This is a genomic window from Gordonia sp. SL306, from assembly GCF_026625785.1.
Taxonomy (GTDB): Bacteria; Actinomycetota; Actinomycetes; order Mycobacteriales; family Mycobacteriaceae; genus Gordonia.
The window spans coordinates 4,882,797-4,904,259 of the sequence record NZ_CP113063.1 but is presented as its reverse complement, the minus strand read 5'-3'; the positions used below and the strand labels follow the sequence as shown (position 1 = coordinate 4,904,259).

The following is a 21,463-nucleotide window of genomic DNA, read 5'->3' as shown; positions in this document are numbered from 1 at the left end:
GCGGGGTGCTCTCGACGCGAAACCGGTTGCTGTCGGCGGGAAGCCGGCGCTACCCCGAGTTCCGCAACGCCGTCGCCAGACCGTTCATGGTGAGCTGGATACCGCGGCGCACCGCCGGTGAGTCCTCGCCTGCGCGGAACCGACGCAGGAGCTCCACCTGGAGCATGTTGAGCGGCTCGAGGTACGGGAACCGGTTGTAGACCGAACGCTTCAGGGCGGCGTTGTCGGTGAGCAGGTCGTCGGTGCCGGTGATCTTCGCGTACATCTCGATGGTGCGCTCGTGTTCGTCGACGATCATGCCGAACACGGTGTCCCGCAACGTCTCATCGGGAACCAGCTGCGCGTAGCGATGGGCCAGACCCATGTCCGACTTCGCGAGCACCTGCGCCATGTTGGACATCACGGTCCGGAAGAACGGCCATTCCTCGTAGTAGCGGCGCAGCGTCTCGAGTCGCTGTTCGTCGTCGCCGACCCACTGCCCGAAGGCCGAACCCGTGCCGTACCAGCCGGGCAACATCACCCGCGACTGCGTCCATGACAGCACCCACGGGATGGCTCGCAGGTCCGAGATCTTCTCGGTCTGTTTACGCGACGCCGGACGACTGCCGATGTTGAGTGCGCCGATCTCCGACAGCGGGGTCGAGGTGGTGAAGTATTCGACGAAGCCCGGTGTCTCGTGGACGAGTTCACTGTAGGCCGAGCGCGCCAATGCGGCGATCTCGTCCATGTTGCGGTACGCACCTTCGGAGTCGTCGCCGAGTCCCTCGACGTCGAGCAGCGAGGACTCGATCGTCGCGGCCAACAAGGTCTCCAGGTTACGTTGGGCCAGAACCGGTTCCGCATACTTGGCGGCGATGATCTCGCCCTGCTCGGTGATCCGCAGCGAGCCCTGCACCGCACCGGGCGGTTGCGCCAGGATGGCGTCGTAGCTCGGCCCGCCGCCACGCCCGACGGTGCCGCCCCGACCGTGGAACAGACGCAACCGGATGCCGGCCTTCTTGGCCGCCTCCACCAGGTCGAGTTCGCCCCGGTAAAGCGCCCAGTTCGCGGCCATGTAGCCGCCGTCCTTGTTCGAGTCGGAGTAACCGAGCATCACCTCCTGCATGCCCGACTGTCCCTCGACGAGATCGCGATAGAGCGGGATGTCCAACGCCGCCAACAGCGTCTCCGCACCCTGCTGGAGGTCCTCGATGGTCTCGAACAACGGGACCACCCGCACCGTCGACGTCAGCTTCCCGCTCTCCGGGTCGATGTCGATCAGTCCCGCCTCCTTGAGCAGGATCATCGGTTCGAGCATGTCGCTGACCGAGGTGCACATGCTGATGACGTAGTTCGGCACGGCCTGCGGGCCGAATTTCTCGACCGCCCCCGCCGCCGCGCGGACGATGTTCAGTTCTTTGGTGGCGAGGTCACTCAGCGCGGCGTCGGGCCTCGTCAACGGGCGTCGTGCCGCCAGTTCCTTCGACAGGATCTCGACGCGGTCCGCCTCGCCCAGCGACAGGTAGTCGGGGTGCACGCCCGCCCACGCCAGCAGTTCGGCGATGACCTCCTCGTGCATGTCCGAGTTCTGCCGCATGTCAAGGCCGGAGAGGTTGAAACCGAAGGTCCGAACGCTCTCCCTCAGCCGCGACAGGCGGTCGTCGGCGATGGTGTCGTCGTGGTTGTCCCGCAGTGCCACGTCGATGATGTCGAGATCGCCGAGCAGGTCGTCGGCGCAGCCGTAGGGACTGCGGCCGTCGACCAGGAACAGGTCACTCGATGACAGGAACTCGGTGTCGAACATGGTGTTCGCGGTCGCCGCCAGGCGGGACCGGATGTGGCGTAGCGCCGCACGAAACGGTTCGTCGGCAGCCGGATCGTCGGCGGATACGTCGGCGAGTTCGAGGAGCGCGTCGGTGGAGCTGATCAGCCGCGCGGACATGCTCAGTTCCTCCGCGAGCCGCTCGAGCTCGGCGAGATGGTGTGCCACCGCGGTCTCCGCGGCGCGGGTCGTCGCCATCGTCACGATCTCGTCGGTGACGTACGGATTGCCGTCGCGGTCACCGCCGATCCACGAACCCATCCGGATCATCGGGTCGTCGGCGAGACCCGCGTCGGGATAGGCCGATCGCAACGCCGCGCGCACCTTGGTGTTGATCTTCGGCACGACGTCGAAGAACGAGGCGTCGTAGTAGCGCAGGCCGGAACGGATCTCGTCCTGGATGGTCAGGCGTTCGAGACGGATCAGCGCGGTCTGCCACAAGGTGAGGATCTGCCGCCGAATCCCTTCGGTGACCTCCGCGTCCTCGTCCGTGGTCAGCTCGGTGCGTCCGCGGAACCGCATCAGTTCGGTGATGCGGTTCTGGGCCTCGAAGATCGTTCGGCGGCGCGTCTCGGTCGGGTGGGCGGTGATGACGGGGACCACGGTGGCGTCGGCGAGCGCACGACCCACCTCCTCGTCGGTCAATCCGGCGGCCGCGAGCTTGGCATAGGTGGCGGCGAGACTGCTGTCCTGAGGAGGATCGCCGGCACGCACGTGAATCGTCCGACGACGCTCCCGGTGGATGTCCTCGGCGAGATTCGCCAGCAGTGCGAAGTTGGTGAACGCGCGGATCACCGGCAGCGCGACACCGATGTCCAGATCGGTGAACATGTCGGCCAACACATCCCGATCGATCTCCGAGCGGCGGATCCGGAAGGCTGCGACCCGCGCGTTCTCGACGAGATCGAAGACCTCCGTACCGGAATGCTCGCGAACCATGTCGCCGAGGATCCCGCCGAGCAGGCGGATGTCCTCACGCAACGGCTCGGTGAGCGCTCGGCCCTCGTCGTCGACCGAGATGTGGTCGACGATGGAGATCGACGGCCGCCAGGCAGCCGCACCACGGGACGTGTTCGAGGCAGACGAGATCGCTTCGCTCATGACGTCCAGTATCCCGTCATTCACGGGCGGGGGCATCTCGGACCGGGATCCGCTCCGAGAGACAGGCGTCACGGCAGGCGCACTCGCCGTGAGATGCGGAAAACCCCTCAGACAGGATCAGTCCGGCCCATGGGGCCGGACTGATCGAGGCGGGGTCGGCGGATCGCTCAGGAGAGCTTGATGTCGACGCCGATGCCGATGATGAAGATGAACCAGATGAGCCCGACGAACACGGTCAGGCGGTCGAGGTTGCGCTCGACGACGCTCGACCCCGACAGGCTGGACTGCACACCGCCACCGAACAGCGATGACAGACCGCCGCCCTTGCCGCGGTGCAGCAACACCAGCACCACCATCAGCACGCTGGTGATGACCAATCCGATGTCGAGTGCGAGCTTCACGTGTAGTCAGTCCTGTTCGGTCGGGTACTTCGACCTTTGCGGTCGACAAAAGGCAACTATGGCAGGTCACGCCCGATGGATGGGCACAACCTGCCACAGTCTACGCGTCACGCCTCACCCACCCAACCGCACCCACCCCACCCCGTCCCCACCACCCGGCCCCCGCAGCCGCGACGGTTCCCGTCATCCGCGACCCCGATTTGCCGTCGCGGATGACGGAAAGGGTCGCGGCTGCGGGGTGGGCGTGGGTGGGTGGGTGCGGTTGGGGGGTGCGGTTGGGGGGTGCGGTTGGGTGGGGTCAGGGCAGCGGTCCGCCTGCGGCGATCGCCGACAGACTCGCGAACTCGTCCGACTTCAACGAGGCGCCGCCGACGAGCGCACCGTCGACATCCTGCTGACCGACGATGTCGCCGACATTCTTCGCGTTCACCGATCCGCCGTAGAGCACGCGGACCGAATCCGCCGTGGCGTCGTCGGCGATCTCGCGGAGCGCGCCGCGGATCGCCCCGCACACCTCCTGCGCATCGGCGGCACTGGCCACGCGACCCGTTCCGATGGCCCACACCGGCTCGTAGGCGATGACGACCTTGGCGATCTCGTCGGCACTGAGACCGGCAAGCGAGCCCTTCAGCTGGGTCACGTTGTAGGCGACGTGCTCGCCCGACTCGCGGATCTCGAGCCCCTCGCCGATGCAGACGATCGGCGTGAGTCCGTGCCGCAGCGCCGCCTTGGTCTTCGCGAGCACCACCTCATCGGTCTCGGCGTGCAGGGTGCGACGCTCGGAATGCCCGACGACAACGAACGTGCAGCCCAGCTTGGCCAGGAAGGTACCGCTGATCTCGCCGGTGTAGGCACCCGAATCGTGTTCCGACAAATCCTGTGCCCCGTACGTGATGAGCAGTTTGTCGCCGTCCACCACGGTCTGCACACTACGGATGTCGGTGAACGGCGGGATGACCGTCACGTCGACCTTGTCGAAGTACTTCGCCGGCAGGGCGAAGGCGATCTTCTGCACCAGCGCGATCGCCTCGAGATGATTCAGGTTCATCTTCCAGTTGCCCGCGATCAACGGTTTGCGTTTGGCCGCCATCAATTCTCCAAGACCTTCAGGCCGGGCAGTTCCTTGCCCTCCAGGTATTCCAACGACGCTCCGCCGCCGGTCGAGATGTGCGAGAAATCGCTGTCCGGCAGACCGAGGGTCCGTACCGCGGCGGCCGAGTCGCCACCGCCGACGACGGTGAATGCCCCGCCCTTGGTGGTGGCGGCGATGGCCTCCGCGACGCCCCGCGTGCCTGCCGCGAACTTCTCGAACTCGAAGACGCCCGACGGCCCGTTCCAGAACACCGTCTCGGCACCGGAGAGCACCGCGGCGAACCGCTTGACCGATTCCGGACCGATGTCCAGGCCCATCCACCCGTCGGGGATCTCCTCGACCGGAACCGTCTTCGACTCTGCGTCGGCGGCGAACTTGTCGGCCACCACCACGTCGACCGGCAGCCGGATCACGTCACCGAACCGGTCCAACAGGTCCTTGCAGACACCGATCTGATCTTCTTGGAGCAACGACGTACCCACCGGATGTCCTTGCGCGGCAAGGAAGGTGAATGCCATGCCGCCGCCGATCACCAGGGTGTCTACCTTGGGCGCGAGCGCCTCGATCACGCCCAGCTTGTCCGAGACCTTCGATCCACCGAGGACGACGGCGTACGGACGAGCGACCTCGTGGGTGAGTTTCGACAACACCTCGACCTCGGCCTCGACGAGCTTCCCGGCATAGTGCGGGAGCAGCTTGGCCACGTCGTACACCGAGGCCTGCTCGCGGTGCACCACCCCGAAGCCGTCCGAGACGAATGCACCGTCGTCGCCGACCAGCTCCACGAGGGCCTTGGCCAGCGATTCCCGTTCGGCGTCGTCCTTGGAGGTCTCGCGCGGGTCGAACCGCACGTTCTCCAGCAACAGGACGTCACCGTCGGTCAACCCTTCGGCGCGGGCCAATGCGTCGGTACCGACCACATCGCCGGCGAGCTGGACATTGCGTCCGAGTTCGGCACCGAGCCGCTCGGCCACCGGCGCGAGCGAGTACTTCGGGTCGGGTTCGCCCTTGGGCCGGCCCAGGTGCGCGGTGATGATCACCTTGGCGCCTGCGTCGACCAGTGCCGACAGGGTCGGCAGTGAGGCCAGGATGCGGCCCGGATCGGTGATCGTCGTCCCGTCGAGGGGGACGTTGAAATCCGATCGGACCAGCACTCCCCGACCCGAAACGCCTTCTTCCAAAAGGTCTTTCAGCGTGGGTACGCCCATGGCAGCGTTGCTCCAGAGTTGTCGAGGGTCAGGTACTAGAGCGACTTGCCGACCAGGCCGGTGAGGTCGACGAGACGGTTCGAGTAGCCCCACTCGTTGTCGTACCAGGAGACGGCCTTGACCTGGTTGCCGATGACTTTGGTGAGTCCGGCGTCGAACAGCGACGAGTGCGGGTCGGTGACGATGTCACTCGACACGATCGGCGCGTCGTAGTACTTGAGGATGCCCTTGAGCGGGCCCTCGGCGGCAGCCTTCATGGCCGCGTTGACCTCGTCGGCACTCGGGGACTTCTCGAGGACCGCGGTGAGGTCGGTGACCGAGCCGGTGGGGATCGGCACCCGGAGCGCGTAGCCGTCGAGCTTGCCCTTCAGTTCCGGGATGACCAACGAGATCGCCTTGGCCGCGCCGGTCGACGTGGGGACCACGTTGATCGCGGCGGCGCGGGCGCGACGCAGGTCCTTGTGCGGACCGTCCTGCAGGTTCTGGTCCTGGGTGTAGGCGTGCACGGTGGTCATCAGACCGGATACGATGCCGAACTCGTCGTTGAGGACCTTCGCGAACGGCCCGAGGCAGTTCGTGGTGCACGACGCGTTCGAGATGATGTTCTGGCTGCCGTCGTACTTGTCGTCGTTGACGCCCATGACGATGGTGATGTCCTCGTCGCTGGCGGGCGCCGAGATGATGACCTTCTTGGCACCCGCGTCCAGGTGGCCCTGCGCCTTCGCGCGGGCGGTGAAGATACCGGTTGATTCGACGACGACGTCGACGCCCAGGTCACCCCACGGGAGGGCGGCGGGTCCTTCTTTGACCTCGAGCGCCTTGATGCGCTTGTCTCCGACGACGATGTAGTCGCCGTCCACGCTGACCTCCTCGGGGAAACGCCCGAGGATCGAGTCGAACTTGAGCAGGTGCGCGAGAGTCGCGTTGTCGGTCAGGTCATTGACCGCGACGATCTCGATGTCGGTGGTTCCCAAAGCCTTCTGTGCTTCTATGGCGCGGAAGAAGTTGCGGCCGATCCGGCCGAATCCGTTGACGCCTACCCGTACAGTCACTGTTGTGCTCCTTAGCGGTGTTCATCATCGAGCCCTGCGGCCGGGGTCGCGGTCGGTGTTGGCGAAGGTGAACGTACCCACGGCACACCTCAGCCTAGTAGGACACCACACGATGGGTGACCTAAGGGGTTGATTGGCCCGCCCGCCTCACGCTTCGTCGAGGAGGTCGGACGTCACCGCCGATTCGGTGTCCGGGATCCCGTCGGTGCGCGCCTTCTTGTCCGCCATCGACAGCAGACGACGGATCCGTCCGGCCACCGCGTCTTTGGTCATCGGTGGTTCTGCGAGCTGACCGAGTTCTTCCAGTGAGGCCTGACGGTGGGTGATGCGCAATTGCCCGGCTGCGATCAGATGGTCGGGGACCTCGTCGCCGAGGATGTCCAGCGCACGTTCCACCCGTGCCGCCGCCGCGACGGCGGCACGCGCCGAACGCCGGAGGTTGGCGTCGTCGAAGTTGGCCAATCTGTTTGCGGTGGCACGGACCTCGCGTCGCATCCGACGCTCCTCCCACACCAGCCGCGTGTCGTGGGCACCCATCCGGGTGAGCAGCGCGCCGATGGCCTCACCGTCGCGGATGACGACGCGATCGGCCCCACGCACCTCACGTGCCTTGGCCGACACCCCGAGCCGCCGGGCCGCCCCGACCAGCGCCAGCGCGGCCTCCGGCCCCGGGCAGCTGACCTCGAGCGCCGACGATCGTCCGGGTTCGGTGAGCGAACCGTGGGCGAGAAACGCACCGCGCCAGGCGGCTTCCGAATCCGCGACACTTCCGCCGACGACCTGGGCAGGGAGTCCCCGAACCGGGCGTCCGCGCAGATCCAGCAGGCCGGTCTGCCGCGCGAGACCCTCGCCGTCCTTGGTCACGCGGACGATGTAGCGCGCGCCCTTGCGGATGCCGCCACTGCGTAGCACGTGGACGTCAGAGCCGTAGCCGTAGAGGTCGAAGATCTCCCGGCGAAGGCGGCGGGCGACGTTGCCGAGATCCACCTCGGCCTCCACCACCACCCGGCCCGCCACGATGTGCAGGCCTCCCGCGAATCGCAACAAGGCCGACACCTCGGCCTTGCGTGCACTCATCTGGGTCACGGTCAGTCGCGAAAGCTCATCCTTCACCGCCGCGGTCATCGCCACCGGTCCCTGCCCTCCTGTCACGGTCCTCCTGTCCCGGGTCGCGCCGTGGTCCCGCCGAGAGCCGTGCTCCGGTCGCGTCCGCGCCACTGCATGCGGATCGCCGGTCGCCGGGTGCTCGCCCCGGATCCGGTCGCACAGTGATCGACCTCGTACTCCTGACGTCTCACCGACACGTCGCCGTCATCGGTGGTCACGATTGGAGATTCTTGCGCCCGGACAGCTTATCGACCCAATTCACCTTCGCACAGTTCGTTCACCAGGGTGGCAACTTTCTCGGGGTCATGGACGTGCCGACCGGGAACGGCGAGGTCGCCGACGTGGAGCTGTGCGCCGAACGACGCAGCGGCCCGAACCAGGTGATCCCGCTCACGGCCGGCCGGCACCGATGCGGCGTCGACGATCACGTCGTCGACCCGGAACACATCGGCGTGCGCATGCAGCACGTGCAGATGCCGTTCGACGGAGAAACCGGTCGTCTCCCCTGGTTCCGGCGCGAGGTTGACGAACAATATCTTGCGGGCAGCGGTCTGCCGCAACGCATTCAGTTGGTCGGGTACGAGGACGTGCGGGATCACGCTCGAGAACCAGGACCCGGGACCGAGTACCACCACGTCGGCGGCTCGGATCGCCTCGACCGCCTCCGCACACGCCGGCGGCTCGGCCGGTAGCAGTCGGACCCGCCGCACCTTTCCCGGTGTGGTCGCCACCGCCACCTGCCCACGGATGCAGCGGCTGATCCGTGGGTCGCTCTCCAGACCCGAGACGTCGGCCTCTATCTCGAGCGGGACCGTCGACATCGGCAGCACGCGGCCGTCGACGTCGAACACGTCGATCAGCTCGTCGAGCGCCGCCACGGGACTACCGGTCACCTCGGTCAGACCGGCCAACAGCAGATTGCCGATCGGGTGACCGGCGAGAGCTCCGTAGCCGCCGAACCGATGCTGGAAGGTGTTGGTCCACAACTCGTGCCCGGCCGGATCGAGCCGGCCCGGTCGGCCCGCTCGGTCGGCCAAGGCGGCAGGCGCAGACATCAAGGCCGACAGCGCCATCCGCAGGTCACCCGGCGGGATGACGCCCAACTCGGCCCGCAACCGGCCCGACGATCCGCCGTCGTCGGCGACGGTGACCACGGCGGTCACGTCCGGACTGAGGTACCGCATCGCGGTCAGGGTCGCATACAGACCGTGACCGCCACCCAGTGCGACGATCCGCATCCGGCCCGGCTCGGCACTGCCCCCGCTGCTCACTCGCGCCCCAGATCACGATGGATGACGCGCACGTCATAGCTCGGCGCACCGGTCCGATCCGTCAGCGCCCGTAGGCGGGCGCCGATCTCCTCGGAGATCGCGACGCTCCGGTGCTTCCCGCCTGTGCACCCGATACTGATGGTCATGTACCGCTTACCTTCTCGCAGGTAGCCGGCCGACACGATGTCGAGGATCTCCAGGTAGAGATCGACGAAGTGCCCGGCGCCGTCCTGCCCGAGCACGTAGTCGCGCACGGCGTCGTCGCGTCCGTTCTGCTCCCGCAGCTCGGGGACCCAGTACGGATTCGGCAGGAAGCGGGCATCTGCGACGAGGTCGGAGTCGATCGGCAACCCGTACTTGAACCCGAAGGACTGCACCGCGACACTCAGCAGGTTGTCGGCCTCATCCGGGTACACCCCTTCGACGACCTCGCGTAGTTTCGCGGCGGTCAGCGCCGACGTCTCCACCACCAGGTCGGCCGAACTCTTGATGGGCGCGAGGATGACCCGCTCGCGGGCGATGCCGTCGATCAGCGTCTCCCGTCCCTGGAGGGGGTGTCGACGTCGGACCTGCTCGAACCGGCGGACCAGGATCTGGTCGCTCGCATCGAGGAAGAGGACCTTCGTACGTGCGCCGGACGCCTCCAACGTCTTTCGCAGTCGATCGAGTTGACCGCCGATCTCATCGTCGGATGCGCGGATCACCATCGCCAGCCGGGAGATCGCCGGATCGCTCTCCCGGACCATCCCGATCATCGTGGAGATCAGGGTCGGGGGGACGTTGTCGGCGACATACCAGCCGTCGTCCTCGAGTACGTTCGCCGCGGTCGATCGTCCGGCCCCGGACATCCCGGCCACGAACAACACCGTCAGCTCGGACCGCACGTCCATGGCCGTGCCGTCGCCGGTCGCATCGGTTGGGTCAGTCACCCGTCGTCTCCTCCACTCGGTCGGCTGTCGTGGCACCGGCTGCAGGGGCATCGGTGGGCGCGGCATCACTCGTCGTCGTGGCGCCGGCCGAGGCCCCTTCGTCCGCAAGCGCGGCCCGGACCGCACGGGCGGTGCCCATGCCGATGCCGGGCACCCCCGAGATGTCCTCCAGGGTCGCCTCCCGCAGACGGGCGACCGAACCGAAATGGGTCACCAGAGCGGTGCGTCGGGTCCGCCCAAGGCCGGGCACCCCGTCGAGCACCGACTCGGTCATCCGCTTGCTGCGCTTGCTGCGATGGAAGGTGATCGCGAATCGGTGTGCCTCGTCCCGGACCCGCTGCAGCAGGAACAGGGCCTCACTGGTCCGTGGCAGGATCACCGGTTCATCATCACCCGGGACCCATACCTCTTCCAGCCGTTTGGCCAACCCGACGACTGCCACGTCGTTCACACCCAGCTCATCGAGCACCGCCGCCGCCGCGTGCACCTGTGGCGCGCCGCCGTCCACCACGAAAAGGTTTGGTGGGTAGGCGAATTTTCGGGGGCGCCCCGATTCCGGGTCCACGGCGGGCTGCGCCGGGGTCTCCTGGTCCTGACGGTGCCGGAGAAAGCGGCGACGGGTGACCTCGGCGATCGACGCGACGTCGTCGGAGCGGCCGTCGCCTGCGGCGGCCCGGATCGAGTAGTGCCGATAGTCCGATTTGCGCGGTAGGCCGTCCTCGAACACCACCAGCGACGCCACCACGTCGGTGCCCTGCACATGCGAGATGTCGATGCACTCGATACGCAAGGGGGCCTGGTCCAGACCGAGCCCCTCCTGCAGCTCGGTGAGCGCCGCCGAACGCGTCGTCAGGTCACCGGCGCGTCGTAACTTGTGCTGTGCCAACGCCTCCGAGGCATTCCGCCCGACCGTCTCGAACAGTGCCTTCTTGTCGCCGCGTTGCGGGACGCGCAGCGCGACCCTGCTGCCGCGCAGATCCGACAACCATTGCTGCAGATCCTCGTGCTCGTCGGGCAATTCGGGGACGAGGACCTCCCGCGGGATCGACTCGCCACGCAGCCGGTCGTCGTCGATCTGAACCGAGGCGTCGAGATCGGCTTGCGTGCCGTAGAACTGGGTGACGAACTGCGCCACCTGCTCGCCCATCGAGTCGTCGTCCGACCGTTCCACCACCCAGCCACGCTGACCACGGACCCGGCCGTCGCGGACATGGAACACCTGGACCGAGACCTCCAGATCGTCGCCGACCATGGCGACGACGTCCGCATCGGTCCCGTCGCCGAGAACCACCGCCTGCTTCTCCATCGCACGCCGCATCGCCGCCACGTCGTCGCGCAGCCTCGCCGCCTTCTCGAAATCGAGATCTTCTGCAGCCGAGCTCATCTCGCGTTCGAGCTTGCGGATCATCTGGTCCGTGCGGCCGGCCAGGAACTCGCAGAAGTCGTCCACGATCGCGCGGTGTTCGTCGGCGGTGACCCGTTCGACGCACGGTGCAGAGCACTTGTCGATGTAGCCGAGCAGGCAGGGACGGTCGATCTGCCTGTGGCGCTTGAAGACCCCCGTCGAACAGGTGCGCGCCGGGAACACCCGCGTCAGCAGATCCACGGTCTCGCGAATCGCCCAGGCGTGGGAATACGGACCGAAGTATCGCACCCCACGCCGGCGGGGACCGCGGTACACGAACAGCCGCGGATACTCCTCGTTGAGCGTGACGGCCAGCACCGGGTAACTCTTGTCGTCTCGATACCGGACGTTGAACCTCGGATCGAATTCCTTGATCCAGTTGTACTCGAGTTGCAGCGCCTCGACCTCGGTGCCGACCACCGTCCACTCCACCGACGACGCCGTGGTGACCATCTGGCGGGTCCGGGGGTGCAGCGATACGAGATCGGCGAAGTACGAGGTGAGTCGCGAGCGCAGGTTCTTGGCCTTGCCGACGTAGATGACCCGACCGTGTGCGTCGCGGAACTTGTAGACCCCGGGTTCGGTGGGAATCGTGCCCGCGGCGGGACGGTACGTTGTCGGGTCGGCCACGGAACCCAGGCTAGTCGAGGCCTGCGACGGGATCCGCAGGGCGACCGGTCGCAGGGGCGTCGGCGGGGTGGATCCCTGACCTAGCCCGACGACGGACGGTACTGTTCCGCCAGCTCGCGGAACCGGGTCATCGCGTCGACCGCACGGTCGGAGTCCCAGGCCTGCACCGCGAGGACGGGTACGTGCTCGTCGGCGGGGAGCAGCAGGCGCGCGGAGAACCCCTTGTCCGGGTAGGTCATCCCCCGCACCCGGTCCCATTCGAACACCCGCTCACCGAGCAGGTTGCGGATCGCCACGCCTGCCGGTCCGACCCGAAGCCTCGGCTGCGTGAACAGCAGGATCAGACCGGCCTCCACCAGCCCGATCAGGGCGAGCCCGAACTGATCGGCGCCCCCGACGTGCACTCCGGTGTCCGAGATGGTCAGCAGCGCGGCAAAGGTGATGTGGATGGCCAGGACCACCGCGGCCGCGACGATCGCCACACGCGGCATCCGGTGCGGCCGATAGTCGAGGTCCCACTCCACGGTCGTACCGGCACTCATCTGAGCTCGCCCAGGGCCAGCGCCCGCAGGGTCAGCGCAGAGGCGAGGGCCGCCGTCGTCGCCTGGGCACCCTTGTCCTCCTTGGAGTCGGGCAGACCCGCCCGGGCCAGTGCCTGCTCCTCGGTCAGCGTCGTCAGCACCCCGTTACCGACGGGCGTCGACTCGTCCAGCGACACCCGTGTCAGGCCGGCGGTCACCGCATCGCAGACGTAGTCGAAATGTGGTGTCTCGCCCTTGATCACCACACCGAGTGCCACCACCGCATCGTGGTTACGGGCCAGCGCCTGCACGATCACCGGCAGCTCGATGGCGCCGGCCACGTTCACGATCGTGGGATCGGTCACGCCGTGGTCGGCGGCGGCGCGCACGGCACCGTCGAGCAGCGCGGTGCAGATCGTGGCATGCCATTGGGATGAGACGATCGCCAGTCGAACCGCGCTCGCGTCTGCCAGGTCCAGGGTGGGTTCACCATGTCCACTCACGCCGGCCCGGCCTCTCCGTCGCTCTCCACCCACTCGTCCAGACCCACCAGGTCGTGGCCCATCCGGTCACGCTTGGTCCGCAGGTACCGCAGGTTCTCCGAGTTCGCCCTGACCGGCATCGGCACGCGATCGACGATCTGCAGGCCGTACCCGTCGAGACCCACCCGCTTGGCCGGATTGTTCGTGAGCAGGCGCATCGAGCTGACGCCGAGGTCCACGAGGATCTGCGCACCGAGCCCGTAGTCGCGGGAGTCGGCGGGCAGGCCGAGCTGGAGATTCGCATCGACGGTGTCCGATCCGGAATCCTGCAGCTGATACGCCTGCAGTTTGTGGAGCAGCCCGATGCCACGTCCCTCGTGACCCCGCATGTACAGGACGACGCCACGTCCCTCCGCCGCCACCATCTCCATGGCGGCATCGAGTTGCGGGCCGCAGTCGCAGCGCAGGGACCCGAAGACATCGCCGGTCAGGCACTCCGAGTGCACTCGCACCAGGACGTCGTGGCCCTGTCCGTCGGCCCCCGAGATGTCTCCCTTGACCAGCGCAACGTGCTCGACGTCGTCGTAGATGCTCGAGTACCCGACCGCGCGGAAATCGCCGTGCCGGGTGGGGATACGTGCCTCGGCGACCCGCACGACATGCTTCTCGTGACGACGGCGCCATGCGATGAGATCGGCGATCGAGATGAGGGCCAGGTCGTGGTCGTCGGCGAACACCCGGAGCTCATCGGTCTGCGCCATCGAGCCCTCGTCCTTCTGGCTGACGATCTCGCAGATCACCCCGGCGGGCGACAGCCCGGCGAGCCGGGAGAGGTCGACCGCCGCCTCGGTGTGGCCGGGACGGCGCAGCACGCCGCCCTCCTTGGCGCGCAGCGGCACCACATGACCGGGCCGGGTGAAGTCGACCGCGCTGCTCTGCGGATCGGCGAGCAGCCGCATCGTGGTGGCCCGGTCGGACGCGCTGATCCCCGTGCCGATGCCCTCGCGCGCGTCGACTGTGACGGTATACGCGGTCCCGTGCTTGTCCTGGTTCATCGAGTACATCGGCGGGAGCCCGAGACGGTCGCAGTCCTCGCCGGCGAGAGGCACACACAGATAGCCCGAGGTGTAGCGCACCATGAACGCGACGAGCTCAGGCGTCGCCTTCTCCGCGGCGAAGATCAGGTCGCCCTCGTTCTCGCGGTCCTCGTCGTCGACCACCACGACGGCCTTTCCGGCCGCGATGTCGGCGATCGCCCGCTCTACCGAATCGAGCCGGACATCGGCCTGGGCCACCCGGCCCGGAGGATCGGCCAGGCCGCCGCTGCCCACTGCTGCTTCACTCGTCATCGTTGACTCCACTCCCTGACGCGTCACGCACGCCATCGTCGCCTGCGCCCGGCCCCCGCGAGTCGACCTGGTCCCGCAGAGCGGGATGCAGGCGCTCGACGTACTTGGCGATTACGTCGACCTCGAGGTTCACCGGGTTGCCTGTGGTGGCGACCCCGAGGTTGGTCTCTTTCAGCGTGGTGGGGATGAGGGAGATCTCGAACCACGGCCCCGCCCCGGGGGACGTGCCGAGTGCCGCGACGGTCAGCGAGACCCCGTCGACGGTGATCGATCCCTTCTCCACGATGTAGCGGCTCAGCTCGTCCGGGACGGCGATCCGCACGATCGTCCAATGATCCGACGGGGTGACGGAGACGACCTCACCCACGCCGTCGACGTGCCCTTGCACGATATGACCGCCGAAACGACCGCCTGCGGCCATCGCTCGTTCGAGATTCACCAGACTGCCGCTGCCGAGCGCGGCGAGCGAGCTGCGTCGCAGGGTCTCGGCCATCACATCGACGGTGAACTCGTCCGGTCCCTGCTCGACGACGGTCAGACACACGCCGTTGACCGCTATCGAGTCACCGAATTTGGCATCGCTGTTCACAAGGGGTCCGCGGACGGTCAGTCGGGCGGCATCGGTCAGGTCGTCTCGACGGACGATGGTGCCGAGTTCCTCGACGATCCCGGTAAACACGTGGCGCTCCTCAGTACTCGCTCGGAGCATGCGGCGAGGTGAGACGAGGGCGGCCGTCGGTGGTGCCCGTTCTCTCACATCCGGACTATGACCGTCGGCTCCGGATTCACACCGGATCTGCTGTCCCTGCCGGCCGGCAGGCGCTCGCGGGCTCGACATCCCCTCGTGTGGGAGGACACCATCACCGCCGGTGGGGAATTACACCCCGCCCCGAGAACTCTGATATCGAAATTAGCACGCCCCAACTCACCGTGGCATTTCGCGTCCGTCACAGGTGAGATCATGAGCACAGTCGCGACCGGCACAGTGCCGCTCAGCGGGACAGACGCAGCAGCACATCGGAACCGAGCGTTTCCACCGCACTGAGGGAAAAGCGCCTCGCGTCGGCCAGCGTCGTCACGTCGGGTACGTCCACCGACGCGGGACCGCCACCGAGGACCACCGGTGCCACATACGCCTCGATCTCGTCGATGAGATCCGCGGCCAGGAACGCCCCGATGATGGACGGCCCGCCCTCCACGAGGACCCATGATGCGTCCGGGAGATCGGCGAGCACCGCTGCCGGATCGTGGGTACGGACGTGCCTCAGCGGCGCGGCCCCGTCGGCGACCTGCGCGGTGTCGGGCAGATCCCGCTGTCCCATCACCACTCGTGTTGGCTGATGAGTTCGCAAGGCGCCGTTGGTATGTCGAGCCGTCAAGGCAGGATCGTCGCGCAGCACGGTGCCGGTACCGACCACGATCGCGTCCAGAGTGGCGCGTTGTCGGTGTACCCGCCGACGGGCGAGAGACCCGGTGATCCACTGACTGGTGCCATCGGGTGCGGCGACCCGTCCGTCGACGCTCGCGGCGATCTTCGCGGTGACGAACGGGCGACCATGCCGTTGCCGGAACAGCCATCCCCGCAAGGGGCCGACCTCGGCCTCGTCCGCCCGGATACCGCCGACCACGGTCAGGCCCGCTTCGCGCATCGTCTGCGCTCCCCCGGCCGCGGCCGGATTCGGATCCTCGAGGGCGTAGTAGACGGCGGTGACCCCCGCATCGATGAGTGCTCGCGTGCAGGGACCGGTGCGCCCGGTGTGATTGCAGGGCTCGAGTGTGACCACCGCCGTCGCCCCGGCGGCTGCCGCGCCTGCCTCGCGTATGGCCATCACCTCGGCGTGGGGCCCGCCGACGGGTTGGGTGAACCCGCGGCCGACCACGGCACCGTCGGCGGAGAGGATCACCGCACCGACGGGCGGGTTGGGCGAGCTGGCACCCTGCGCGTGGCGCGACTCGTCGATGGCCAGATCCATCGCACGCGCCACATCCGTACGCGATGGCACCGGCTCGTCCACCATGTCGCGGTCAGCCCGCGCTCGCCCGCGCGGCCGCGGCCTGCGCGCGCAATGCACCGACGGCGGCGCCGGGATCAGCGGCCCCGTAGACGGCCGACCCGGCCACGAAGCAGTCGATACCCGCCTCGGCGGCCTGTTCGATGGTGTCGGCGTTGATGCCGCCGTCGATCTCGACGAGCAGCCTCAGATCCTCCGAGTCGATGATCTTGCGGATCGCACGGGCCTTCGCCAAGACCTCGGGGATGAACTTCTGCCCGCCGAATCCCGGCTCCACACTCATGATGAGCAGCGTGTCGAAGTCGCGCAGGATCTCCAGATAGGGCTCAAGCGGGGTGCCCGGCTTGATGCTCAGACCGGCCTTGGCGCCGGCCGCCCGGACATCACGGGCGACGGCGACGGGATCATCGGTGGCCTCGGCATGGAAGGTGACGTTGTAGGCGCCGGCCTCGGCATACGGCGGTGCCCAGTGGCCCGGGTCCTCGATCATCAGATGGCAGTCGAGCGGGATGTCGGTGGCCTTCAGCAGGCTCTCCACCACGGGGAGCCCCAGCGTCAGATTGGGCACGAAGTGAGCATCCATGACGTCCACGTGCAGCCAGTCGGCGCGGTTGGCCCCGGACCCGGCGACGGCCTCGGCCTCGGCGCCGAGTTTCGCGAAATCCGCGGAGAGGATGGACGGGGCGATCATCGGGGCAGATCCGGAATCACACATGGCCTCAGATTGTAGGGCGCATGATCGGCCCGGCCGCGCCGGTCTCGGGTGTCGTCGCCGGGCAGCGGCCGGTCAGCGACGCAGGGCTGCCAGGAACATCGCATCCGTGCCGTGGATGTGCGGCCACAACTGGACGTGCGGCCCGTCGCCCACCGAGTCTGCGGAGACCAGCGGACGCGCGTCGATCTGCTGGACCTCCGGATGGGTGGCCAGGACGTCGGCGATCACCCCGGTCGTCTCGGCCGGGTGCGGTGAGCAGGTCGAATAGACGACCACGCCGCCCGGCCGGACCAACCGCACCGCCTCGGCGAGCAGTTCGCGCTGGAGCACGACGAGTTCGTCCACGTCGTCGGGCGTGCGCCGCCACCGGGCCTCCGGTCGACGGCGCAGCGAACCGAGCCCGCTGCACGGCGCATCCAGCAGGATCCGGTCGTACCCCGGTGTCAGTCCGCTCGATCGCGCGTCGGCGACATGGACGTCGACCGGCAGATCACCCACGACCTTCCGGATCAGTTCGGCACGATGGTCGGACACCTCCACCGCGTCGAGGCGCGCACCGTCGATGTCGGCGATCGCGGCGACCAGCGCCGCCTTTCCCCCGGGGCCCGCGCACATGTCCAGCCAGCGACCGGCGTCATCGGTCACCTCGGCCACCGTCATCGCGCGACCGACCAGCTGGCTGCCCTCGTCCTGCACGCCGGCATAGCCGTCGCGGACTGCCTCGAGATCGCCCGGGTCACCGCCTGCGAGATAGACACAGTACGGCGAGTAGCGGCCGACCTCGCCGTCGCTGACGAGCGCCAGCTCCTCGGCGGTGATCAGACCAGGCCGGGCCACCAGGTGCACCGGTGGGCGCTCGTCGTCGGCGGCCAGCGCCGCCTGCAGCCGGCCCGCGGAACCACCCAGCGCATCGTCGAACACCTGCGCGATCCAGCGCGGGTGGGCGTATCGGAACGCCAGGTTCCCGATCAGATCATCGGCGATCGAGGGCGCGAGGTCGTCGATCCAGAGGTCCTCGTCACGCTGGGACACCTTGCGCAGCACCGCGTTCACGAAACCCGCGGGACCCATGCCCGCCTCTGACCGGATCAGGTCGACGGAGGTCGAGACCGCCGCATGGGCGCCGATCCGGGTACGCAACAATTGATAGACACCGAGCCGCAGCACGTCGAGCACCCGACCGTCGATCTCGTCGACCGGACGATCGGCGGCCGAGGCGATGACCGCGTCGAGCAATCCCTGCGCGCGGGCCGAACCGTAGGTGAGCTCGGTGGCCAGGGCCGCGTCTCGACCGGTGATCCCCCTCTCCCGCAGCATCTTCGGCAGGATGAGGTTGGCGTACGCGTCGCGTTCGCGAACTGCCCGGAGGGTATCGCGGGCCGCCGCCCGCGCGGAGTCCACCGACTTGTCACGAATCATCGGCGAGCGCTTCATTCCACCACCGTCCCGTCTCCCAGATGTGCACCGCGCGCCCAATCCGCTGCGGGCATCGCCTTCTTTCCGGGCGGCTGCACCCAGGAGAGACGCACCGGTCGGGTGGCCGTACCGACATCCACCGAACGCTTCGCCACCACCAGCGCGCCCGGCGCCGGCCGGGCCTGGTCGTCGGGCTGCTCCAGCGGCGTCACCGGACCGATCTTGATACGGGCACCGTCGAGGGTCGTCCAGGCGCCGGGTGCCGGGGTGTGTGCCCGGATTCGGCGGTCGACGATGTGGGCGGGCAGATCCCATCGGATCCGCGCGTCGTCCACGTCGACCTTCGGTGCATGGCTGACGCCTGCGGCGGTCTGGGCCACCGGCATCAGCGTGCCGGAATCGACTCCGTCGAGTGTCGAGAGCAACAGGTGCGCGCCCGCCTTCGACAGCCGTCCGAGGAGGTCTCCACTGGTGTCGGCCGGCGCGATGTTCTCGGTGATCAGACCGTAGACCGGCCCGGTGTCCAGGCCCTCCTCCAGCTGGAACGTGCTCGCGCCGGTGACCTCGTCACCCGCGGCGATCGCATGCTGGACCGGTGCCGCGCCCCGCCAGGCCGGCAGGACCGAGAAGTGCAGATTGATCCACCCGTGCGTCGGCAGATCCAGCAGGCCTGCGGGAACCAGCCCACCGTAGGCGACCACCGCCCCGCAGTCGGGTCGCCAGGTTCGCAGCCGGTCGAGGACCCCCGGATCGGTGAGCCGTCGCGGGGTGATCACGTCGAGGCCGTGTTCGTCGGCGAGAGACGCCACCGGCGACCGGACCACCGAACGACCGCGCCCCGATGCGGCATCGGGACGCGAGATCACCCCGACCACCTCGTGCTGCGGCGAGTCCATCAGCAACTGCAGAGACGGCACCGCCACCTCCGGGGTTCCGGCGAATACGACCCTCATACGACCCTTTCGTCCCGGACGACGGCGATGTCCGTGCTCATCCGATCGTAGGGGGATCGAGCTGGACGCGGATCGGTCCGGTGTCATGATTCGCGTTGCGCCGCACCTGAGCGGCCACCAGCGCCGCGGCCAGGCCCTTGCCGTCGCGGCGGTCGACCCGCAGCAGGATGCGCTCGACATCGCCGTCGAACGCATCCCCCGAGCCCGCCGGTGCACGCACGCCCGCCGGCAGCGGGACCGGGCCGAGTCGCTCCGCGCCGTCGGGTAACCCGACCCCGTCGACAAAGGCGCCGATCGTCTCCGGCGGACCGTCGATCGACGCCATCGTGACCGCGGGCGGGAAGCCGAGTTCGGCGCGCTGTGCCAGCTCTTGTTGCGCGAAACCCACCGGGTCCCAACGGATCATGGCCTGGACCGGCGCGAGTCCGGCGTCGGCGACGACCACCATGGTGCCGCCTGCGGCGTGCGGGCGCACCAGCGACCCGACCGCCATCCAGCGCCGTACCGCGTCTTCCGCAGCACGCAGATCCGCCCGATCCAGTTGTGCCCAGGTGTCGAGCACCACAGCGGCTCCGTATCCGCCGGCGACGACGGGTTCGGCCCCGGGCGTGGCCACCACGATCCGGGCGCCCGTCTCCACCTCGTCGAGGACCGACGCACCCCCGGACGTGGCGACCGGGACTCCGGCGAAGGCACGACCGAGTTCTTCTGCGGTCCGCCGGGCGCCGGTGGTGAGTGCGCGTACCTCGCTCCCGCCACACTCGGCGCAGCGGAACGACCTCTCCACCCGTCCGCACCACCGGCACGACAACACGTTGCCCGTATCGAGTTGCACCGGTCCATGACACGACCGGCAGCGCGCGTGTGCCCGGCACCGCGCGCACGCCAGTGACGGCATGTAACCGCGGCGGGGAACGCTGAACAGCACCGGCGCATCGGCCGCCACCGCGGACCGCGCCGCCTCGAAGGCCACTCCGGGGATGCGAGCGGACCGGGCCAGCGGATCGCCCGCGACCCGGCGATCCTCGGCACTGAGCGCGACGACGCGGGCGGTACGCGACCGCACGGTCGCACGATCGGCGACGAGGTCGTGTGCCCACCCCGCGGTCACCAGCGACTGCGCCTCGGTGGTCCGCGCGAACCCCCCGATCACCAGGGCGCACCGCTGCTGATGAGACCGCAGCACCGCGATCTCACGAGGATGCGGATACGGCGCCCGCGGTTCGTTGAGACTGTCGTCGCCGTCGTCCCACACCACGATCAGACCGAGATCGTGCACCGGCGCGAACATCGCGCTCCGGGTACCGAGGACCACGTCGACCGCTCCCCGGCGGATGGCGAGCCACCGACGGTACCGGGCGGTCGGACCGAGCCCGGCCGCCAGCGTGACGCAGCGTTCCCCGAAGATCGGCCCGCATGCGGCCTCGAGACGATCGAGGTCGCGCTGATCCGGCACCACCAGGATCGCGCCGCGTCCGGCCGCTGCCGCCGTCGCGGCCAGCTCGGCGAGACGAGACGGCCAGTCCTCCCCCGGCGTCGCCTGCCAGATCGCCCGCGGGTGGCCCGAATGCATCGATGCGAGAAAGGAATCCGCGGTCGGATAGGTCGTGGTCCAGGCCGCTGTGTCGGGCGTCGTGACAGGTTTGGACGACCCCGGAACCGGGGTGTCCTCCTTCTCGGTCCGGGCGTGCCTCGGCGGGACCGCCAGCCGGACCACATCCGACATCGTGCCGGCGTAGCGGTCAGCGACAGCACGACACAGGGTTGCGAGATCAGCACCGAGAACCGGCTCCGGGGACACCACCCGCTCGAGCCAGCCCAGTTTGCCTGCGTGGTCACTCTCGGTCACGCGATCGAGAAGGAATCCGTCGACGAGCCGTCCGGCGAACCGCACACGCACCCGGACGCCGGGCACGGCCGACGCGTCCTGGTCGGTGTCGATCAGATAGTCGAACGGCCGATCGAGATGGGCCAGCCCCAGCATCGGCAGGACCTTGCCGATCGGCCGCTCGGCGGC

The 21,463-nt window shown here is 68.3% G+C and carries 18 protein-coding genes and 1 riboswitch; all 18 genes read right to left on the bottom strand.

Going from position 1 to position 21,463, the window contains the following annotated elements:
• Window positions 1–49: 49 nt before the first annotated feature.
• The 18 genes from ppc to OVA31_RS22385 all read right to left on the bottom strand — a co-directional run bounded on the left by ppc (window position 50) and on the right by OVA31_RS22385 (window position 21,430).
• Window positions 50–2,902: a phosphoenolpyruvate carboxylase gene (ppc, locus tag OVA31_RS22470; RefSeq protein WP_267628743.1), complete on the bottom strand. Its 2,853-nt coding sequence runs from the start codon at window positions 2,900–2,902 to the stop codon at window positions 50–52.
• A gap of 167 nt (window positions 2,903–3,069) precedes the next feature.
• The gene (gene secG / locus OVA31_RS22465) at window positions 3,070–3,303 is read right to left on the bottom strand and encodes a preprotein translocase subunit SecG (RefSeq protein WP_164307914.1); all 234 of its coding nucleotides are present in this window, start codon (window positions 3,301–3,303) and stop codon (window positions 3,070–3,072) included.
• A gap of 298 nt (window positions 3,304–3,601) precedes the next feature.
• The gene (gene tpiA, locus OVA31_RS22460; RefSeq protein ID WP_267628742.1) at window positions 3,602–4,393 is read right to left on the bottom strand and encodes a triose-phosphate isomerase; all 792 of its coding nucleotides are present in this window, start codon (window positions 4,391–4,393) and stop codon (window positions 3,602–3,604) included.
• On the bottom strand, window positions 4,393–5,604 hold the full coding sequence (locus OVA31_RS22455; RefSeq protein WP_267628741.1) for a phosphoglycerate kinase: 1,212 nt from the start codon (window positions 5,602–5,604) through the stop codon (window positions 4,393–4,395). Before OVA31_RS22455 ends, tpiA begins: the two co-directional genes overlap by 1 nt.
• 35 nt (window positions 5,605–5,639) lie before the next feature.
• Window positions 5,640–6,656, bottom strand: coding sequence for a type I glyceraldehyde-3-phosphate dehydrogenase (gap, locus tag OVA31_RS22450; protein ID WP_164307918.1), 1,017 nt, complete (start codon window positions 6,654–6,656; stop codon window positions 5,640–5,642).
• Window positions 6,657–6,803: 147 nt separating this feature from the next.
• The gene (whiA, locus tag OVA31_RS22445) at window positions 6,804–7,781 is read right to left on the bottom strand and encodes a DNA-binding protein WhiA (RefSeq protein ID WP_267631659.1); all 978 of its coding nucleotides are present in this window, start codon (window positions 7,779–7,781) and stop codon (window positions 6,804–6,806) included.
• Window positions 7,782–8,008: 227 nt separating this feature from the next.
• The gene (locus tag OVA31_RS22440) at window positions 8,009–9,001 is read right to left on the bottom strand and encodes a gluconeogenesis factor YvcK family protein (RefSeq protein ID WP_267631658.1); all 993 of its coding nucleotides are present in this window, start codon (window positions 8,999–9,001) and stop codon (window positions 8,009–8,011) included.
• Between the two features lie 29 nt (window positions 9,002–9,030).
• On the bottom strand, window positions 9,031–9,924 hold the full coding sequence (gene rapZ, locus OVA31_RS22435; protein WP_267631657.1) for an RNase adapter RapZ: 894 nt from the start codon (window positions 9,922–9,924) through the stop codon (window positions 9,031–9,033).
• A gap of 31 nt (window positions 9,925–9,955) precedes the next feature.
• On the bottom strand, window positions 9,956–11,998 hold the full coding sequence (uvrC, locus tag OVA31_RS22430; RefSeq protein WP_267628740.1) for an excinuclease ABC subunit UvrC: 2,043 nt from the start codon (window positions 11,996–11,998) through the stop codon (window positions 9,956–9,958).
• An 80-nt stretch (window positions 11,999–12,078) separates the two neighbouring features.
• Complete coding sequence (locus OVA31_RS22425; RefSeq protein WP_267628739.1) at window positions 12,079–12,540, bottom strand: PH domain-containing protein; 462 nt, start codon at window positions 12,538–12,540, stop codon at window positions 12,079–12,081.
• Window positions 12,537–13,022: a 6,7-dimethyl-8-ribityllumazine synthase gene (gene ribH / locus OVA31_RS22420; RefSeq protein ID WP_267628738.1), complete on the bottom strand. Its 486-nt coding sequence runs from the start codon at window positions 13,020–13,022 to the stop codon at window positions 12,537–12,539. The genes OVA31_RS22425 and ribH overlap by 4 nt, the downstream gene beginning before the upstream one ends.
• On the bottom strand, window positions 13,019–14,350 hold the full coding sequence (locus tag OVA31_RS22415; RefSeq protein WP_267628737.1) for a bifunctional 3,4-dihydroxy-2-butanone-4-phosphate synthase/GTP cyclohydrolase II: 1,332 nt from the start codon (window positions 14,348–14,350) through the stop codon (window positions 13,019–13,021). The genes ribH and OVA31_RS22415 overlap by 4 nt, the downstream gene beginning before the upstream one ends.
• A complete protein-coding gene (locus tag OVA31_RS22410; RefSeq protein ID WP_267628736.1) occupies window positions 14,340–15,029 on the bottom strand; it encodes a riboflavin synthase in 690 nt (229 codons plus the stop codon). Before OVA31_RS22410 ends, OVA31_RS22415 begins: the two co-directional genes overlap by 11 nt.
• Window positions 15,030–15,093: 64 nt before the next feature.
• A riboswitch (FMN riboswitch) is annotated at window positions 15,094–15,251 on the bottom strand.
• Window positions 15,252–15,342: 91 nt separating this feature from the next.
• Window positions 15,343–16,368 (bottom strand): bifunctional diaminohydroxyphosphoribosylaminopyrimidine deaminase/5-amino-6-(5-phosphoribosylamino)uracil reductase RibD, encoded by a 1,026-nt coding sequence (gene ribD, locus OVA31_RS22405; protein ID WP_267628735.1) that lies wholly within the window; start codon window positions 16,366–16,368, stop codon window positions 15,343–15,345.
• Between the two features lie 7 nt (window positions 16,369–16,375).
• Window positions 16,376–17,077 carry a ribulose-phosphate 3-epimerase gene (gene rpe, locus OVA31_RS22400; RefSeq protein ID WP_267628734.1) on the bottom strand — a complete coding sequence of 234 codons (702 nt, stop codon included), beginning with the start codon at window positions 17,075–17,077 and terminating at the stop codon, window positions 16,376–16,378.
• 72 nt (window positions 17,078–17,149) lie between these two features.
• Window positions 17,150–18,511 carry an RsmB/NOP family class I SAM-dependent RNA methyltransferase gene (locus OVA31_RS22395; RefSeq protein WP_267628732.1) on the bottom strand — a complete coding sequence of 454 codons (1,362 nt, stop codon included), beginning with the start codon at window positions 18,509–18,511 and terminating at the stop codon, window positions 17,150–17,152.
• Window positions 18,508–19,446, bottom strand: a complete 939-nt coding sequence (fmt, locus tag OVA31_RS22390; protein ID WP_267628731.1) for a methionyl-tRNA formyltransferase — start codon at window positions 19,444–19,446, stop codon at window positions 18,508–18,510. The genes OVA31_RS22395 and fmt overlap by 4 nt, the downstream gene beginning before the upstream one ends.
• A 37-nt stretch (window positions 19,447–19,483) precedes the next feature.
• Window positions 19,484–21,430: a primosomal protein N' gene (locus OVA31_RS22385; protein ID WP_267628730.1), complete on the bottom strand. Its 1,947-nt coding sequence runs from the start codon at window positions 21,428–21,430 to the stop codon at window positions 19,484–19,486.
• Window positions 21,431–21,463 lie beyond the last annotated feature (33 nt).

Excerpts from the sequence above, each read along its gene's own strand:
- ppc (WP_267628743.1), bottom strand. The coding sequence starts at position 2,902 with ATGAGCGAAGCGATCTCGTCTGCCTCGAACACGTCCCGTGGTGCGGCT.
- tpiA (WP_267628742.1), bottom strand. The coding sequence starts at position 4,393 with ATGGCGGCCAAACGCAAACCGTTGATCGCGGGCAACTGGAAGATGAAC.
- OVA31_RS22455 (WP_267628741.1), bottom strand. The coding sequence starts at position 5,604 with ATGGGCGTACCCACGCTGAAAGACCTTTTGGAAGAAGGCGTTTCGGGT.
- whiA (WP_267631659.1), bottom strand. The coding sequence starts at position 7,781 with ATGACCGCGGCGGTGAAGGATGAGCTTTCGCGACTGACCGTGACCCAG.
- OVA31_RS22440 (WP_267631658.1), bottom strand. The coding sequence starts at position 9,001 with ATGCGGATCGTCGCACTGGGTGGCGGTCACGGTCTGTATGCGACCCTG.
- rapZ (WP_267631657.1), bottom strand. The coding sequence starts at position 9,924 with ATGGACGTGCGGTCCGAGCTGACGGTGTTGTTCGTGGCCGGGATGTCC.
- OVA31_RS22425 (WP_267628739.1), bottom strand. The coding sequence starts at position 12,540 with ATGAGTGCCGGTACGACCGTGGAGTGGGACCTCGACTATCGGCCGCAC.
- OVA31_RS22415 (WP_267628737.1), bottom strand. The coding sequence starts at position 14,350 with ATGACGAGTGAAGCAGCAGTGGGCAGCGGCGGCCTGGCCGATCCTCCG.
- ribD (WP_267628735.1), bottom strand. The coding sequence starts at position 16,368 with ATGGTGGACGAGCCGGTGCCATCGCGTACGGATGTGGCGCGTGCGATG.
- rpe (WP_267628734.1), bottom strand. The coding sequence starts at position 17,077 with ATGTGTGATTCCGGATCTGCCCCGATGATCGCCCCGTCCATCCTCTCC.
- OVA31_RS22395 (WP_267628732.1), bottom strand. The coding sequence starts at position 18,511 with ATGAAGCGCTCGCCGATGATTCGTGACAAGTCGGTGGACTCCGCGCGG.
- fmt (WP_267628731.1), bottom strand. The coding sequence starts at position 19,446 with ATGAGGGTCGTATTCGCCGGAACCCCGGAGGTGGCGGTGCCGTCTCTG.
- OVA31_RS22385 (WP_267628730.1), bottom strand. The coding sequence starts at position 21,430 with ATGCTGGGGCTGGCCCATCTCGATCGGCCGTTCGACTATCTGATCGAC.